Here is a 14,243-nt window from a genome sequence, read left to right as displayed (position 1 = left end):
AAGTTCACGGATAGATCCTCCTGCAGGAGAGACCCTACAAAAGGATTCCGCAAAAGTCTGGGCTTTTTTAAGACTTTTTAGAAAAGGTGTTTTTAATACCGTTTATTGTCCAAACTATGCAAACAAGGAAAGCAGCGGGCTACTAACCGTCGATGGTGGGTTTGTTATGCTTGCGATTGACAGATAGCGCGTGCGGATCGTATCAATGTGGCCGCCGTCGATCAAACCAGACACGCTTGTCACTCCAAATTGCGATTGCGCGCGGGCCTTCAGGTCTGTCACCTGCTGATCCACATCCAATGTTCCAAAACTATCTGGCAGGCCGAAAATTGTCTGAAAGACTTCACGCAGGGGATTTGACGCAATCACAGAAAACCATTCTGAATCTTCAGAGGAAGCCCCATCAACAATTTCCGTGACACCGGGTTCAAAGGCCAACGCAAACCGTTGGGTTGGATCGACTTCCCCGACACTGATAACAAACTCTTCATCCAGATAGTTTTCCAAGATTTTTTCTGCAAACCCGTCGGGATAGGTAAATGTGTCCTCTTGGGGGGGCTGAAAATTAAAGGCGTCAGCCAGAACTCTGAACCGAGGATCGGATTTCACGTTTACAAATGAGAAAGGATCGCTGCGGTCAGAGGAGAGGATACGATCGTATTGGAAGGCTTCCAGTTCGCCCTGATTTGCAAATCGCGGATCGTTGTCGGCCGATGAAAATTCCAATCCGAAGAAGTCTTTAGCGCTCAGCAAGACTGAAAAACTTTCTAGAAATTGTTGAGGTTCTTCCAAGGGGGCAGGTAGGTCGTTAATGGCTTCAACCATTTTTTCCAGATTGCTTTCAAAGGGACGTGGGCGATCCTCGTCATCTTCTGCAAAGGTCGCGATAAAGGCTTCACGTTCACTGCGTTCATGGAATTCAAATGCGCTTGCCAGTGCGAAATAACGGGGATCTTCCTGTTGGTTTACAAAAGAATTTTCATCGTCTAGATCAGACTCGAGCACATCACGCAGGAAGTCAGTTCTGTCAGCTGCCCGGCTGACGCCGAATAGGTTTAAAGCTTCGTCTAAAAGCTCAGGTTTTGCAAATAGGTCGTCAACCGTTTTGATATTTGCAGCTTCGTCTTCAAACAGTTCGGCAAACCGGTAGATTGTATTGTCGTATTTTGCGCGCTCTGCTTCTTTCTCGACGTTGTTAAACGCTCTCGAAAACTCGATTAAACCTTGATCTAGTAGGCGATTGGTGAACGAGCCAACCTCATCCGGATCAGACTCCAGAACACGTTTTAAAAAGTTGGTATTGGCCGCGTATTGTTCAAGGCCGAACTGTTCTAAGACATCATTCAGTACATTGCGATCTGCAAAGGATGTCGCGTTGAGCAGATCATCGGCGGTTTCAAATCGTGCCAGTTGATCACGCGCGGGGTTGCTGACTTCCAAAGCTGCGAGGCTTGGGCCGCCTTCTCCGACAAAATTGAAGGCGCGTGCCAGTTCAAGATAGCGTGTGTCTGGCATCCGATTGGCTAGGGAGCTGGAATCTGACAGATCACTTTCCAAAACGCGCTTCAAGAGGCCAAAATTACCAATATCATCCTGCAATCCAAAAGACCCTAGAACCACGGTCAGCACATCGCGATTGGCAAGCAGTTGATCAGCTGTTTCGATGGAATTGAGTTCCTCGACAAACCCGTCGGTCAGACGTGACACTTCGGCAGATTCGGCAAGAACGGCCTGTTGGCTTTCACGGGTTTCCGTAAGGTAGCGATACCCGATAATGCCGGGTCCGGTAATAATCGGAGAGAAGGTCATCGAATTTTACCCAATCACTTTGGTGCGCCTATATGGCGCACGGTTGTTCCCCTCCCGCGCAAGCGCAGGCTTAATACTTGGATTAAGAATAGGAGGAACATGGTTGTTAAACCAATAACGCAGCGGGTTTTTCTGTTCTGGCTTTTGTTAAATTTGTAGCTTCTTTTCAAAGAACAGATCGGGGTAGGGGTCTGCGTTAAAGCGCTCTATCTGTGTCCAACCTGATTTCTCATACAATCGGGCGGCTTCGGGAAGGGCGGAATTTGTATCAAGGCGCAGTAATGTGGTGCCGAGAGATTTGGCTTGCGTCTCGCAGGCTTCTAAAAGGTTCTGGGCAAGGCCCAATCCCCGGGCAGACGGGGCAACCCACAAGCGTTTGATTTCGCCGTATCCTTTATTGGTGCCTTTTAACCCGCAGCACCCTTGTGCAAGCCCATCTGAATGAGCAACGAAAAATCCTCCGCGCGGCGGCGTCATATCTTTGGCTTCGGGATCACAAGAGAGTGAGACGTCAAAGCCTCTCTCCAAGCGTTGTGACAGTTCTGCGTAATAGTTTTCAAGGCAATAGACAGCCTCTGGTGATTGGGGATCACATAGGGTGATTTCCAATTGATCAGCAGTTAAGGCCGAGGCGACAAGGTCCATCGCTGCAAGCAGGGCATCCGGGCGTGGGTGTCGTTCGAGCAGACCCTCAGCATGGGCATCAGAAAGCGCATTATAGGCTGCAAATTCCCTTTCGCCTTCGATTGTGAAAACAGCGTGACGTTTGCGCGCGTCTTTGGGATCAATCGCAAACCGAATGAGCCCTTCATCTTCTAACCCTTTTAAATGCCTGCTTAATACGGCCTTATCTAAGTTTAATCGGGTACGGATTATGGAAATGTCAGAGCCAAAATGGCCAATAGCATGCAGAACACGCGCAACGCCCAAAGGGCGCCCGCGCCCTAAAAAGGACTGATCAAGTGCGCCAATCTGTGATGTGACGGCGCGATTGAAGCGGCGAATGCGAGCAATAGGATTGGGTGTCATTAAGTTGACTTACGTCAACTAATGTTGTGTGTCAATCGCATTGCCTTTCTGGATTGTATTGAACGCGCGGTTGCGATTGATCTTATGGGGTTTTTATGTGCATCAGGTTTTGATGCCGATACGTTTGCCACATATTCGCCCGGGACAGGTCGTGGGATTATTGGGGGGATCTTTTGACCCGCCTCATGGAGGCCATGTGGCGCTGAGCAAAGTTGCCCTGCAACACTTTGCCCTTGATCATTTGTTTTGGCTTGTGTCCCCGGGCAATCCGTTGAAACCGCATGCACCGGCTATGCTCTCGCGCCGCGTAGCCCGGTCGCGCAGCTTACTGCGTCACCCGCGGGTGCATGTCAGCGCCATTGAAGCTGAGCTAAAGACCCGTTTCACGGCAGATACACTGCGTGTTTTGCAAAAAAATCATCCCGGTGTTCGTTTTGTCTGGCTTATGGGGGCTGATAATCTCACGCATTTTCACCATTGGCGGGAATGGCGTCGCATTATTGAAACTGTTCCGATGGGGGTTCTGGCACGGCCAGGAGATCGCATCTCGGCACGTACGTCTGCCGTGGCGCAGATCTATCGCCACGCACTGTTGAAGCCCAATGAAAGCCGTGGTTTGGGGAAAAAGCCCGCGCCAGCATGGTGTTTTTTAAATATGCCGATGGTGGATCTTAGCTCTACAAAGCTTCGCGCAAACGGTGAATGGACGGCCTCAAACAGCAAGAGCGAGACCATATTAACATAAGCGTGATCGATTTTAGCTGAGTTAGCGCTGGTAGTGTTTGCGCTTTTGTAGTGATTTTGATTCAAGATGGCATTGATGATTACACGACGTTTTTTTCTGGCAGCATCTGCTGCAAGCCTTGGTAGCACTGCTACGGCCAACACAGGTGTGCAAGTTTCCTTGCGCCCGGTTGCACGCCCTGGAACACCTGTCAGCCCCTCAGCAGGAGGTGGGCTTGCGGGGCTGTTGCAACGTGCAAACCTGCGTGGGCAGGTCATTTGTGCGGTTGCGAATGCGCGAACCGGAGCACGGCTGGAAGATGTAGGCGGCGATAAATCTCTGCCTCCTGCCAGTGTCGCAAAAGCCCTGACAGCTCTATATGCGTTGGATGTGCTTGGCCCCGAACATCGTTTCCAAACACAGCTTGTCGCCACCGGGCCTGTGGTCGGGGGAGTGTTACAGGGGGATTTGGTCCTCACCGGAGGCGGTGATAGCACGTTGACGACGGATCATCTGGCAGCCCTGGCGCGCAGTTTGAAATCAGCTGGGGTGCGTGAGGTCAAAGGCGGGTTTCGGATCTGGGAGCGTGCGCTGCCAAATGTCAAAACAATCGATCCAGCCCAACCCGATCATGTTTCATACAGTCCTGCGGTTTCTGGGCTGGCGCTGAATTTCAACCGCGTACATTTTGAGTGGAAAAGAGCCGGACAGCATTGGCGGGTGTCGATGGATGCGCGCACCGATAAATACCGTCCTGAAGTCTCGGTCGCACGGATGAAAATTGCTCAGCGCACAACCCCGGTTTACACTTATGCGGATAAGGCGGGTGTGGATCAGTGGACAGTGGCCAATCGTGCGCTCGGGAATGGTGGTACGCGCTGGCTGCCTGTGCGCCAGCCTGCGGCCTATGCGGGCGATGTATTGCGCACTCTTGTGCGGTCACATGGTATTCAGTTGCCTGCGCCAAAGATCACTAAAACCCGCCCTAAAGGCACCGTGCTGGCGGTGCATCAAAGCGCACCCCTTTCTGTTCTGCTCAAAGATATGTTGAAATATTCCAACAATCTGATGGCTGAGATGATCGGTTTGTCTGCCACTGTGGCGCGGGGTGTCAACGTGTCGAGCCTTGCAGCCTCTGCTGCTGAAATGAGCCGTTGGGCCGCGCAGACCTATGGCATGACAAACACAAAACTGGTTGATCATTCCGGGTTGGGATCAGCCTCGCGTATGACGCCACATGATTTGGTCGGGGCTTTGGTGATTGCGCATCGGACTGGTCAGCTTAAACCTTTGCTGAAACCTGTCAAACTGCGGGACAAAAACGGGAGAGAGATTAAATCACATCCCGTGAAAGTGGCGGCAAAGACGGGAACGCTAAATTTTGTATCGGGTCTTGGCGGCTTTTTGACCGCAGCCGACGGAACCGAACTGGTATTTGCGATTTTCTCAGCCGATCAAGAAACGCGCGCTAAAATTCCCCGTGCCAATCGGGAACGTCCCAAAGGTGCGCGCACCTGGAATACAAAGGCAAAGCGTCTACAACAGGATCTGATTGAACGCTGGGGCAGCGTCTATCAAAGCTGAAGCGCTTCGCTGTGTAATCGTTTGATCACCATGGCAAGTAGGGCCGGATCTTTTAGGCTTACTGCCAGCAGCATTGCGCCCTGAACCTCAGATTGAACCCGCACTGCGCGCTCACGGCTGAGAGGGGTAGGAGTTTGACGTTGTGCAGCTTCCAACCATTTAAGGTTGCCCGCAAAAAATTCTGCAACACGTTTTGAAATCTCTTCAGGTAAGCCAGCGCTTTCTGCAGCAAGCAATCCGCATAAACACTGCAGGCCCTGTTGTTGTACAGCCTCTTGGTAGACTTGCCCAAAGCGTTGAACGGCTTCAGGCCAGCTCAATCCTTCTGATGATCCAAGACGATCTGCAACGCGCAGCGCATAGCGGTCTACAATCGCGAGACCAAGATCCTGTTTGTGGCGAAAGTGATAGTGGATGCTAGCAGATTTCACGTCCAACGCCGTTGCGATGTCACGAAAACTGACAGCGTGATAGCCGCGCGCGCGCACGCTTTCTTCGGCGAGATCAAGAATTTGAGTACGGGTATCAGGCATAGTGAGCTCTTTTTTGAAACCTATCAGTAGATAGGCTTGACGAACGGAGAAAGCAACCCTAACTATCTACCTACCGATAGGTAAGGAGACTCACTCATGAAGATCTACGAATTTGAAGGCTTCCCAAATCCTGCGCGCGTGCGTATCGCCTTGGCTGAGAAAGGTTTGACGGATAAAGTTGAATTTATCTCGGTGAATGTCCCGGAAGGAGAGCACCAATCCGAAGCGTTTCGCGCAAAAAACCCATCTGCGGCGGTCCCTCTGCTAGAGCTGGAAGACGGCACATGCATTTCAGAATGCACTGCGATTACCGAATATCTTGATCATCTGGATGGCAATCCAACACTGACCGGCGGCACACCCAAAGAGCGCGCCGTTATCCACATGATGCAGCGTCGGGCGGAGTCTGGCCTTTTGGATGCTGTAGGGACCTATTTCCACCATGCCACACCTGGTCTTGGTAAAGAGATCGAGGGCTACCAATGCGCTGAATGGGGAAACCATCAAAAGGAAGTTGCATTAAAAGGTATGCGATATCTGGATGGTCTTCTGGCTGATCGCCCCTATCTTGCAGGCGAAAATTTCTCGATGGCAGATATTACCGCATTTGCGGGTCTGGGCTTTGCAGGCTTTGCCAGCATTGACGTTCCAGAAGACTGTGCCAATCTGAAAGACTGGCAGGCACGCGTGGCGGCACGTCCTTCAATCGCCGCATAAGATTTAATAAAAGGAGCCCTGCTATGGGACGTAATGAAGATTTCACAAAACGCGCCGCTGTTCACAGCACCAAAGAACCTTGGGTTGCATCCCCTATGGCAGGGGTTGATCGTCGCATCCTAGATCGCATCGGAGACGAAGTGGCCCGCGCAACCACGATTGTGCGGTATGCACCTGGCAGCAAGTTTTCACCTCACGTGCACACAGGCGGCGAAGAGTTTGTTGTTCTGGAAGGCGTTTTCCAGGACGAGCACGGTGATTTTCCTGCCGGAAGCTATATTCGCAATCCGCCAGAGTCTTCGCATACACCGGGCTCTGATGAGGGCTGTACGATCTTTGTGAAACTCTGGCAATTTGACCCCAAGGATCGCACGCATATTCGCGTAGATACCAACAAGATGCGCTTTGTCGAAACAGCCCCCGGCGTAGAGCTGATGCCTTTATTCTCGGACACGCGCGAGGATGTTGTGCTTGAACGCTGGGCAGCTGGCACTGCGCTGGATCTTGACGCTCCGGGTGGTTTGGAGATCCTTGTTCTGGAGGGTGGCTTTCGCGAAGGCGGTGAGGACTTCACCGCGCAAAGCTGGCTGCGCCTGCCCAAAGGCGGCCAGACATCGCTCACCGTCGCAGACGGGGGTGCAAAGGTCTGGATCAAGCGGGATCACCTGAACGAAGAGCCCAAAGCGCCAAATACTTAAAACAAGCGCGCCGCCCTTGTGACAGGGGCGGCGCATTGCATTTGATAAGTCGTTTTTTGGGTGAAATTACACCATGTGGCGCGCGCGCGCACCGCGTTCGATTGCAGCGGCGTGCAGGCGATCGATATCCAGCTCATACCGGATTTCGCCCAATAGACGCAGCTCTGTTTCGGCAATTGTGCCATCCGCGGCCGCGACATCACAGGCCAAGGCATAAGCGGTCTCATACAACCGTTTTGGCAGCTCTTCGCGGATCAGCCCAAATAATGCATCCAGCCCGTCTTCCTGTTCGAACAGATCAAAAACCACCTCACTGACAACTTTGGTGCGGTCGATGTCATAGTTCGCAAAAACGGGCAGCATATTGACAGAGTTCTGAATTTTCACGAGTTCCGCAGTTCGGATATCCTCATCCGAGGCTGAAACCGCCACCATCAGAGCCACCAGACAATCTTGAGGGCTCATTGGATGCAGGGCTTGGGCGTTCATATGCAAATCCTATCGTATCGCGTTCAGACGGTTTGATCCTAGGATCTTGGCCGCCTGCCTTCAACGGGGCTGGCCCTTCTTTTTCGATGTTCCAGACGTGGATCAAATGCGCGACGCAGGCAAAGCAGTTGTATCCATGCTGTGTTTTGGGGTGCGGCTGTGCACTGTTGCCAGCACACAGGCACATAGTACAGATAGCGCAAAATACGCCTCGGACACCTCTTCAATGCCAAGGAAAAACCCAATCACCCCCGGTGACGGATCGTTGAGGATGTCTTTTGCGATAAATTCCCCCAATTGCCCGATGAAAGCGCAGACCGCGCCAAAGGCAAGCACCTGAACGTCTTTGGCTTTGAAAAACGGGCGGTTGCGTAAATAGGGCAGGGTAAAGAAAAAGAACGTGGTCAGCAGAAACAGGCCCAACCCATAAAGCACCACCTGATTGTCCAAAACAGAATCATCCAGCCAGATTGCGATGTTTTTCAGCAGATTGTCGTCTTTCCAAACGTCTTCTTCCAACTCGCGTTCCGCCAGCAATAAAAGGCTGAGTATCGGAAACAGTGCAGGGCGCAAAGGGGCATGCCAGATCAGGACCACAGCGGCCAGCACCAGGGCAAATAAGCTTAGAATCTCAAACGGTCCCGTTTCTCCAAAAAGCCAAAGCTGATCGGCAGGGATCATTGAAACCGCGCTTGCGGAAAGAAGATGCACCAGTGCAAGCGCCTTTAGGAAATTCACGAATTGACAGTCCTATATTGCTGACCCTTTGGTCCGGGCAGTGTGGTAAGGTGCGTGAAAATGCATCAGATGTGCAAAATGTTCAACCATGCCGCTGCGTGATAGGGAAATACGTGGAAAAATCTGGCCGTGCGCAGGTCTTTGGCGTAGTCAGACCACGATAGAGACCGCGCCGATGATCTGTGCAAAGCCTTCAAAGATGTCGATCAGGTGCTTTAGTAGCCAGCCGTGGTCAAACTGGGTAATCAGATACATCATAAGGCCCATCAGCGTCACAACACTGGCGCAGACCACAGACAGCAAAAGCTGCCCCAAACGTCCAAGGGGCGCGTAGCCTTCACCGCCTTTGTGCAACAAGTAACTAATAAATTTCTGCAGCTTTTCCGGGTGGCTGAGCACAACCGTCGTCAGCCCAAGGGCTGCATGCAGCAGTGTTGGCAACAGGGTAGAGCCCAGCATGATCAGTACCCAGATCTGATCTGCTGGGCTGTGGCGCAGATCCTCAAACAGGCCTTCCAGATCCAGCAGGGCGGAGCCATCGGCAAAACGCACCGTATCAATCAGCCAGATCATGCCACATCCAAGGGCAAAGAAAATGCCCAGCCCCACCGCCAGATCGCTGAGCGCACAAAGGGTGGCATTGTTGCCCTTGGCCAGCCCACGCCGCAGGAAATACCGGGTGGCACCGATTGATGCAAAATCCGCCAGTGCGTTCAGCACCGGGAAAAAGCCCAGAAATAGGAGAGCGCTCCTTTCGTTTGTGGCTGGAAGAGCAGTCTCGGGGATGAACTGGGCGAGGGCAGCCAACCCACTCAATAGGAGTAGAATGTAGCCAATCGAATCTAGTGAGCTTGAGCTGCGTCGTTTTACGCGTACTTCTAGAACGGCTGCACCTAGAACTACGATCACAAGCGCGCCGACGATCGCGCCTATGACTAATTCCATATTTGCTACTGTGCTCGAGAACGCGATTGTGATTGCGGTCGTACCAGCAAGTCCGGCTGTTGCAGTAAATACGACGACAACTGCAACCATGCCTAGGATTTCGACTATGTCTGGCAGTGGAGTATTGATTTGATTGGCGAGCCATGGACCGGCTATCGAGCTCCCCAAAGCTGCGAGAAATGAGATGAGGTAACACAGAAAGGATACATGTAGCGCTATGCGCATTGCGACCAATACCCCAGCCACAACGCTGATCCAGACCATCACAAACAGGATCTGTTCTGTTTCAGGGGCAGAGGTTAGCGTGATCCCCCCTAGGGTAAGCGCACTGCCAAACAGCCATTGCAACAAGAATAGTGTAAACGGATAGACCACCGCCCACAGCATGGTGGTTTGGATCAGGCCGCGGCTAAACGCACGGGACAGCGGCGCGCGGTTGGCGTTAATTTCAGGCACCGAAAGCCAGTGATCCAGCTGATCCAGAACGCGGCCAAGGCTGCGCTGGTAACGTGTGAACACACGGTCCTGACCCAGCCAGCCATTTATGGCCTTTCGGGTCTTTTCGTCGCGCCAAACCCCGCGCCACAGCCAGTTGTAAAAACCGAGGGTCAGAATAGCCCAGATCTGCAGAACGGTGCCCCACTCTTTCCAACCTTTGACAATCGCAACAAGGGGCGACAGCAGTGCGTCCATCAAAATCTCATGAAATTAAATTTCGGGCCAGATTGGCGGCATCCGCGGTGTTTTACAAGGGTGGGGTTGGTTGACTTGGCTCCTCAACCCATCATAAGGGAGGCGGCTGGATTGCATGGGGCAATCAGCGATCTTGCGGCCATGGGGGCCGCCTACCGGAGAACATCATGTCGAACTTGCGCGAAGAGGCTCTCAAGAGCAAAGCCTGGCCGTTTGAAGAAGCACGCCGCATTCTCAAACGTTATGCCAAGGGCGCGCCGGACAAGGGGTATGTGTTGTTTGAAACGGGCTATGGCCCGTCTGGTCTGCCCCATATCGGCACCTTTGGCGAGGTTGCGCGCACCACAATGATCAAACGCGCCTTTGAAGAGATTTCCGACATTCCAACCAAGCTGGTCTGTTTTTCGGATGATCTGGATGGCATGCGCAAAGTGCCGTCAAACGTGCCAAGCCCGGAGGCGCTGGAAGAGCATTTGCAAAAGCCCTTGACGCAGGTGCCAGATCCCTTTGGCACCCATGAAAGCTTTGGCCATCACAACAACGCCATGCTGCGCCGCTTTCTGGATACCTTTGGGTTTGAGTATGAGTTCATCTCAGCCGCTGAATTTTACGGGACCGGCCAGTTTGACGCGGTGTTGAAACGCGCGGTTGATAAATATGATGATGTGATGGAAGTGATGCTGAAATCCCTACGGGAAGAGCGTCGCCAGACCTATTCGATCTTTTTGCCGATCCACCCTGAAACCGGCCGCGTTTTGTATGTGCCGATGAAAAAGGTCTGCGCGGAGACCTATACCATCACCTTTGATGATGACGACGGTAAGGAATGGACGCTCCCCGTCACTGGCGGCAATGTGAAACTGCAGTGGAAACCTGACTTTGGCGCGCGCTGGGCCGCGCTGGAGGTGGACTTTGAAATGTATGGCAAAGACCACAGCACCAACACGCCGATCTATGACAAGATCTGCCGCATTCTGGGCCATCGCGCGCCTGAACATTTCACTTATGAATTGTTCTTGGATGAAAACGGACAGAAGATCTCGAAAACCTCCGGCAATGGCGTGTCGATTGATGAATGGCTGACCTATGCTTCGGCCGAAAGCCTGTCTTATTTCATGTATCAAAAGCCCAAAACCGCGAAGCGGATGCATTTTGATGTGATCCCCAAGGCGGTGGACGAATATCACCAACAATTGCGCGCCTATCATGGGCAAGATGCAAAGCAGCAGTTGAACAATCCAGTTTGGCACATTCATGGCGGGGATGTGCCACAGTCGGATATGGTGGTGCCGTTTTCGATGCTCCTTAATCTGGCGTCGGCCTCCAGCGCGGAAGACAAAGAAACCATGTGGGGGTTCATCAACAAATATGCGCCCAATGCAACGGCGGATACCCATCCGGGGATGGATCAGGCCGCTGGATTTGCGGTGGCTTATTTCAACGACAAGGTAAAACCCCATAAAACCTTCCGCGCGCCAAGCGAGCAGGAACGCGCCGCATTGGTAGATTTGGCAGCGGCCTTGGCCTCGCCTGAGGCAGCACTGGATGCGATCAGCAAGAAAAACGAGATGCTGGGCAAGGACGATCCCCTGCCAGTGGCTGATTTTGGCGATGATGAATTCCTGCAATCGGTGGTCTTTGCGATCGGAAAAATCCACGGGTTTGAGCCGCTGCGGGATTGGTTTACCGCCATTTACGAGGTGCTGCTGGGCGCCAGCCAAGGTCCGCGTTTTGGCGGTTTTATCGCGCTTTATGGTGTTGAAGAAACTGTTCAGCTTATCAATCGCGCGCTTGCGGGCGACCTAACGTAAGGCGCTGAATATATTCCTGAATTGAGCGCCTATTGGGCGCTCTTTTTGTTTGTAAGAACGCATCAAAGCCCACCACTGCAAAGCAGTTGGTGTTGCGGGGCAGGCGTACGTATTGGTCAGTGGATGTGAACGGCATCGGCGTAGGCATATAGCGCGTTTCGATGTTCACAGAAAAGGTTCTCTCCGATGAATAAGGCAATCACAGATAACGTTCCCCTGATGCCCCCTGCCTTTGCAGAAGGCTTGAACCAATGGTCCCGCAGCAATGGAACTGCAGGGACGGCTACTTACCAAGGGTCCAGCAACGCGGCGTTGGTCGCAGCAGATGCCGATTTTGCAGGCTGTCTGGAGGTGCAAAAAACCGAAACGCTGCAACGCCTCCGATTTATGGGGCGTACGCCCATCGAGCCGGGATGCTATGTGCAGGTGCGCGCCCGCGTGAAAGTGTTGAGCGGGCCGCTACCGGCTGTGCGAATTGGGGCCTGGGCCAGTTCCGGGGGCACGGCCCATCTGAACAATGTTCTGGAGATTGGTCCAAGTGTCCCCCTCACCGAATATGGACGGGTGTTTGAGGTCAGCGCAATCATCGGCAGTGGGCGGCGCGGTGGTGTCGATATGGCCTGGGGGCGGGCAGCTGAATATGGCCATATTGGTCTGGACCTGACGGGGCCAAATGGTGCGATTGTGCGCATTGATGATTTGGTCATCGAAGATGTCACCCATATCTATCATCGGGATATGCTAAGCCTTGTCGATGTCGTTGATTACGGTGCGATTGGTGACAATAGCACCGATAACACCGCCGCTTTTGAAGCGGCTGATCAGGCAGCAAATGGGCGGCGTATCCTTGTTCCAGAGGGACAGTTTTATTTGGCAAGCTCGCTTTCACTGAACCATGAAGTTGTGTTTGAAGGCACCGTCAGGATGCCCACGGCTAGCATGCTTTTACTGACGAAGAGCTTTGATTTTCCCAGCTATGCGGCGGCGTTTGGGGAGGAAGAACTGGCGTTTAAGAAGGCCTTTCAGGCTTTATTGAACTCTGTTGATCATGAATCACTTGATCTAAAGGGGCGGATTATCTCGGTTCGTGCACCGATCGATATGCAGGCCGCCTGTCCCAACCGCGCGTCTTATGCGACACGGCGGGTGATCCGGAATGGGCAGCTGCAGGCCTCTGACAGTGGTCAATGGGATACGATTGAGGTGAGCTCACGCGGGACTTATGATCCCGATGATCAGCGCGTGCTGAGCAATGTGAGCAACGCCGCAAATATCCGTGTGGGTTCGTTGGTCGAAGGCAGTGGGGTTGGGCGCGAAATCTATGTGCGTTCAATCAATGTAGGTGCGCGTGAAATCACCCTGAGCGAGCCGCTCTATGATGCGGCGGGGACGCAGAATTATACCTTTAAGTACTTTAAATGCTTGCTTGATTTCAGCGGTTTCAGCGCCTTGTCTAAATTTGGCCTGACGGAAATTGATGTGCAATGCAATGGGCGTGCAAGCGGTATACGGCTGGCGCCCGAAGGGGCGACGTTTTCATTGGATCACTGTTTTATCACCCGCCCCAAAGATCGTGGGCTGACATCACATGGGCGGGGGTGTCAGGGCATTTTGATCGACAATTGCCAGTTTCTCTCGGATGAGGCACCTTTAACCGTGCCACAGCGCGAGTCCATTGCGATGAACCTGAACGCCAATGATCCGAAAATCCGCAATTGTCGTGCCACGCAGTTTCGTCATTTTGCTGTTTTGGGCGGAGATAATAACACGATCATTGGCAATCATTTCTTTCAAGGAGACGGGGAAAACAACGGTGTGCGCACGGCGGGTCTGATTTTGACAAGCACCTATTGCTCGACAACCATATCAGACAACTACGTTGACAACTGTTTTATCGAATGGACAAACGAGCGCGACGAAGAGCCTGATTATGATGGCGGGTTTTCTTTCAGCGCGATGTCGATCACTGACAATGTTTTTCTGTCAGGAGATGTTGCCTCCTGGTTCAGCCCTATCGTGGTAAAGCCCTATGGAACCGGGCATTTCCTGAATGGTGTTTCGGTGACAGGCAACAAGTTCCGCTCGATCAACGGGAGTATAGAACGGGCAGAGCGCGTGGACACAAGTTTCTCAAATCTGGACTTGGGGCGGTCCAACAATGTCTTTTTTGATGGGAATACCTATCACGGTATTTCAGTGCGCGCGGCGAACCCGCTTCGAATGCGATATGAGCAAGGGTCTGCAGATCGTGTCTGGCGCATTGAAACAGAGGGCGCCTTACCCTTTGCGGGAGAAGCACGAGGGGTCGATAGCGTTTTGCCCTTGGGGAGTATCGAAAGCGCCAGTGGGTCCAATCGTTTTGCCCTTCCTTATGTGCGTGTTCAACGTGGCAGTGACGATGATGAGATCGAACTGGTCTGGCAAGAGGCCGTGCGTGGAGAGGTGCAATTGCAGGTCCGTATGGATCGTTAAG

At 52.7% G+C, this 14,243-nt stretch carries 12 protein-coding genes; 6 read left to right on the top strand and 6 right to left on the bottom strand.

Annotated features, from left to right (window positions below; translation table 11 throughout):
• Nucleotides 1-114: 114 nt before the first annotated feature.
• Together BLP79_RS12345 and BLP79_RS12340 are read right to left on the bottom strand one after the other, a co-directional pair.
• On the bottom strand, nt 115-1,809 hold the full coding sequence (locus BLP79_RS12345; protein ID WP_090219394.1) for a DUF1217 domain-containing protein: 1,695 nt from the start codon (nt 1,807-1,809) through the stop codon (nt 115-117).
• 147 nt (nt 1,810-1,956) lie between these two features.
• Nucleotides 1,957-2,838 (bottom strand): bifunctional helix-turn-helix transcriptional regulator/GNAT family N-acetyltransferase, encoded by an 882-nt coding sequence (locus tag BLP79_RS12340; RefSeq protein WP_090219393.1) that lies wholly within the window; start codon nt 2,836-2,838, stop codon nt 1,957-1,959.
• 112 nt (nt 2,839-2,950) lie between these two features.
• Here BLP79_RS12340 and BLP79_RS12335 point away from each other — a divergent pair, with 112 nt between their 5' ends.
• Nucleotides 2,951-3,583: a nicotinate-nucleotide adenylyltransferase gene (locus BLP79_RS12335; protein WP_090219546.1), complete on the top strand. Its 633-nt coding sequence runs from the start codon at nt 2,951-2,953 to the stop codon at nt 3,581-3,583.
• Nucleotides 3,584-3,658: 75 nt separating this feature from the next.
• Complete coding sequence (dacB, locus tag BLP79_RS12330) at nt 3,659-5,146, top strand: D-alanyl-D-alanine carboxypeptidase/D-alanyl-D-alanine endopeptidase (protein WP_090219391.1); 1,488 nt, start codon at nt 3,659-3,661, stop codon at nt 5,144-5,146.
• On the opposite strand, the gene BLP79_RS12325 is transcribed toward dacB, so the two are convergent.
• On the bottom strand, nt 5,137-5,679 hold the full coding sequence (locus BLP79_RS12325; protein WP_090219389.1) for a TetR/AcrR family transcriptional regulator: 543 nt from the start codon (nt 5,677-5,679) through the stop codon (nt 5,137-5,139). The genes dacB and BLP79_RS12325 overlap by 10 nt on opposite strands.
• Before the next feature lie 96 nt (nt 5,680-5,775).
• Between BLP79_RS12325 and BLP79_RS12320 the strand changes: the two genes are divergently transcribed.
• Both BLP79_RS12320 and BLP79_RS12315 read left to right on the top strand, forming a co-directional pair.
• Nucleotides 5,776-6,396, top strand: a complete 621-nt coding sequence (locus tag BLP79_RS12320; protein ID WP_090219387.1) for a glutathione S-transferase family protein — start codon at nt 5,776-5,778, stop codon at nt 6,394-6,396.
• A gap of 23 nt (nt 6,397-6,419) precedes the next feature.
• Complete coding sequence (locus tag BLP79_RS12315; protein WP_090219385.1) at nt 6,420-7,094, top strand: cupin domain-containing protein; 675 nt, start codon at nt 6,420-6,422, stop codon at nt 7,092-7,094.
• Nucleotides 7,095-7,160: 66 nt separating this feature from the next.
• Here the strand turns inward: BLP79_RS12315 and BLP79_RS12310 are convergent, their stop codons facing one another.
• From BLP79_RS12310 to BLP79_RS12300, 3 genes are all read right to left on the bottom strand, one after another.
• Complete coding sequence (locus tag BLP79_RS12310; protein ID WP_090219384.1) at nt 7,161-7,583, bottom strand: tellurite resistance TerB family protein; 423 nt, start codon at nt 7,581-7,583, stop codon at nt 7,161-7,163.
• A 102-nt stretch (nt 7,584-7,685) separates the two neighbouring features.
• Complete coding sequence (locus BLP79_RS12305) at nt 7,686-8,321, bottom strand: hypothetical protein (RefSeq protein WP_090219383.1); 636 nt, start codon at nt 8,319-8,321, stop codon at nt 7,686-7,688.
• 150 nt (nt 8,322-8,471) lie between these two features.
• A complete protein-coding gene (locus BLP79_RS12300; protein WP_090219381.1) occupies nt 8,472-9,959 on the bottom strand; it encodes a hypothetical protein in 1,488 nt (495 codons plus the stop codon).
• Between the two features lie 167 nt (nt 9,960-10,126).
• Between BLP79_RS12300 and BLP79_RS12295 the strand changes: the two genes are divergently transcribed.
• Both BLP79_RS12295 and BLP79_RS12290 read left to right on the top strand, forming a co-directional pair.
• Nucleotides 10,127-11,770, top strand: a complete 1,644-nt coding sequence (locus tag BLP79_RS12295) for a lysine--tRNA ligase (protein ID WP_090219379.1) — start codon at nt 10,127-10,129, stop codon at nt 11,768-11,770.
• Between the two features lie 186 nt (nt 11,771-11,956).
• Nucleotides 11,957-14,242, top strand: coding sequence for a glycosyl hydrolase family 28-related protein (locus BLP79_RS12290; RefSeq protein WP_090219378.1), 2,286 nt, complete (start codon nt 11,957-11,959; stop codon nt 14,240-14,242).
• Nucleotide 14,243: the final 1 nt, after the last annotated feature.

Origin of the sequence: Epibacterium ulvae, from assembly GCF_900102795.1 — a bacterium.
GTDB classification, from domain to species: domain Bacteria; phylum Pseudomonadota; class Alphaproteobacteria; order Rhodobacterales; family Rhodobacteraceae; genus Epibacterium; species Epibacterium ulvae.
This window is presented reverse-complemented; position numbering and strand designations above follow the sequence as displayed.

Bases quoted from the DNA above. Each gene is read 5' to 3' on its own strand.
- BLP79_RS12345 (WP_090219394.1), bottom strand. From the start codon at position 1,809: ATGACCTTCTCTCCGATTATTACCGGACCCGGCATTATCGGGTATCGC.
- BLP79_RS12340 (WP_090219393.1), bottom strand. From the start codon at position 2,838: ATGACACCCAATCCTATTGCTCGCATTCGCCGCTTCAATCGCGCCGTC.
- dacB (WP_090219391.1), top strand. From the start codon at position 3,659: ATGATTACACGACGTTTTTTTCTGGCAGCATCTGCTGCAAGCCTTGGT.
- BLP79_RS12290 (WP_090219378.1), top strand. From the start codon at position 11,957: ATGAATAAGGCAATCACAGATAACGTTCCCCTGATGCCCCCTGCCTTT.
- BLP79_RS12325 (WP_090219389.1), bottom strand. From the start codon at position 5,679: ATGCCTGATACCCGTACTCAAATTCTTGATCTCGCCGAAGAAAGCGTG.
- BLP79_RS12315 (WP_090219385.1), top strand. From the start codon at position 6,420: ATGGGACGTAATGAAGATTTCACAAAACGCGCCGCTGTTCACAGCACC.
- BLP79_RS12300 (WP_090219381.1), bottom strand. From the start codon at position 9,959: ATGGACGCACTGCTGTCGCCCCTTGTTGCGATTGTCAAAGGTTGGAAA.
- BLP79_RS12310 (WP_090219384.1), bottom strand. From the start codon at position 7,583: ATGAACGCCCAAGCCCTGCATCCAATGAGCCCTCAAGATTGTCTGGTG.
- BLP79_RS12335 (WP_090219546.1), top strand. From the start codon at position 2,951: ATGCCGATACGTTTGCCACATATTCGCCCGGGACAGGTCGTGGGATTA.
- BLP79_RS12295 (WP_090219379.1), top strand. From the start codon at position 10,127: ATGTCGAACTTGCGCGAAGAGGCTCTCAAGAGCAAAGCCTGGCCGTTT.
- BLP79_RS12320 (WP_090219387.1), top strand. From the start codon at position 5,776: ATGAAGATCTACGAATTTGAAGGCTTCCCAAATCCTGCGCGCGTGCGT.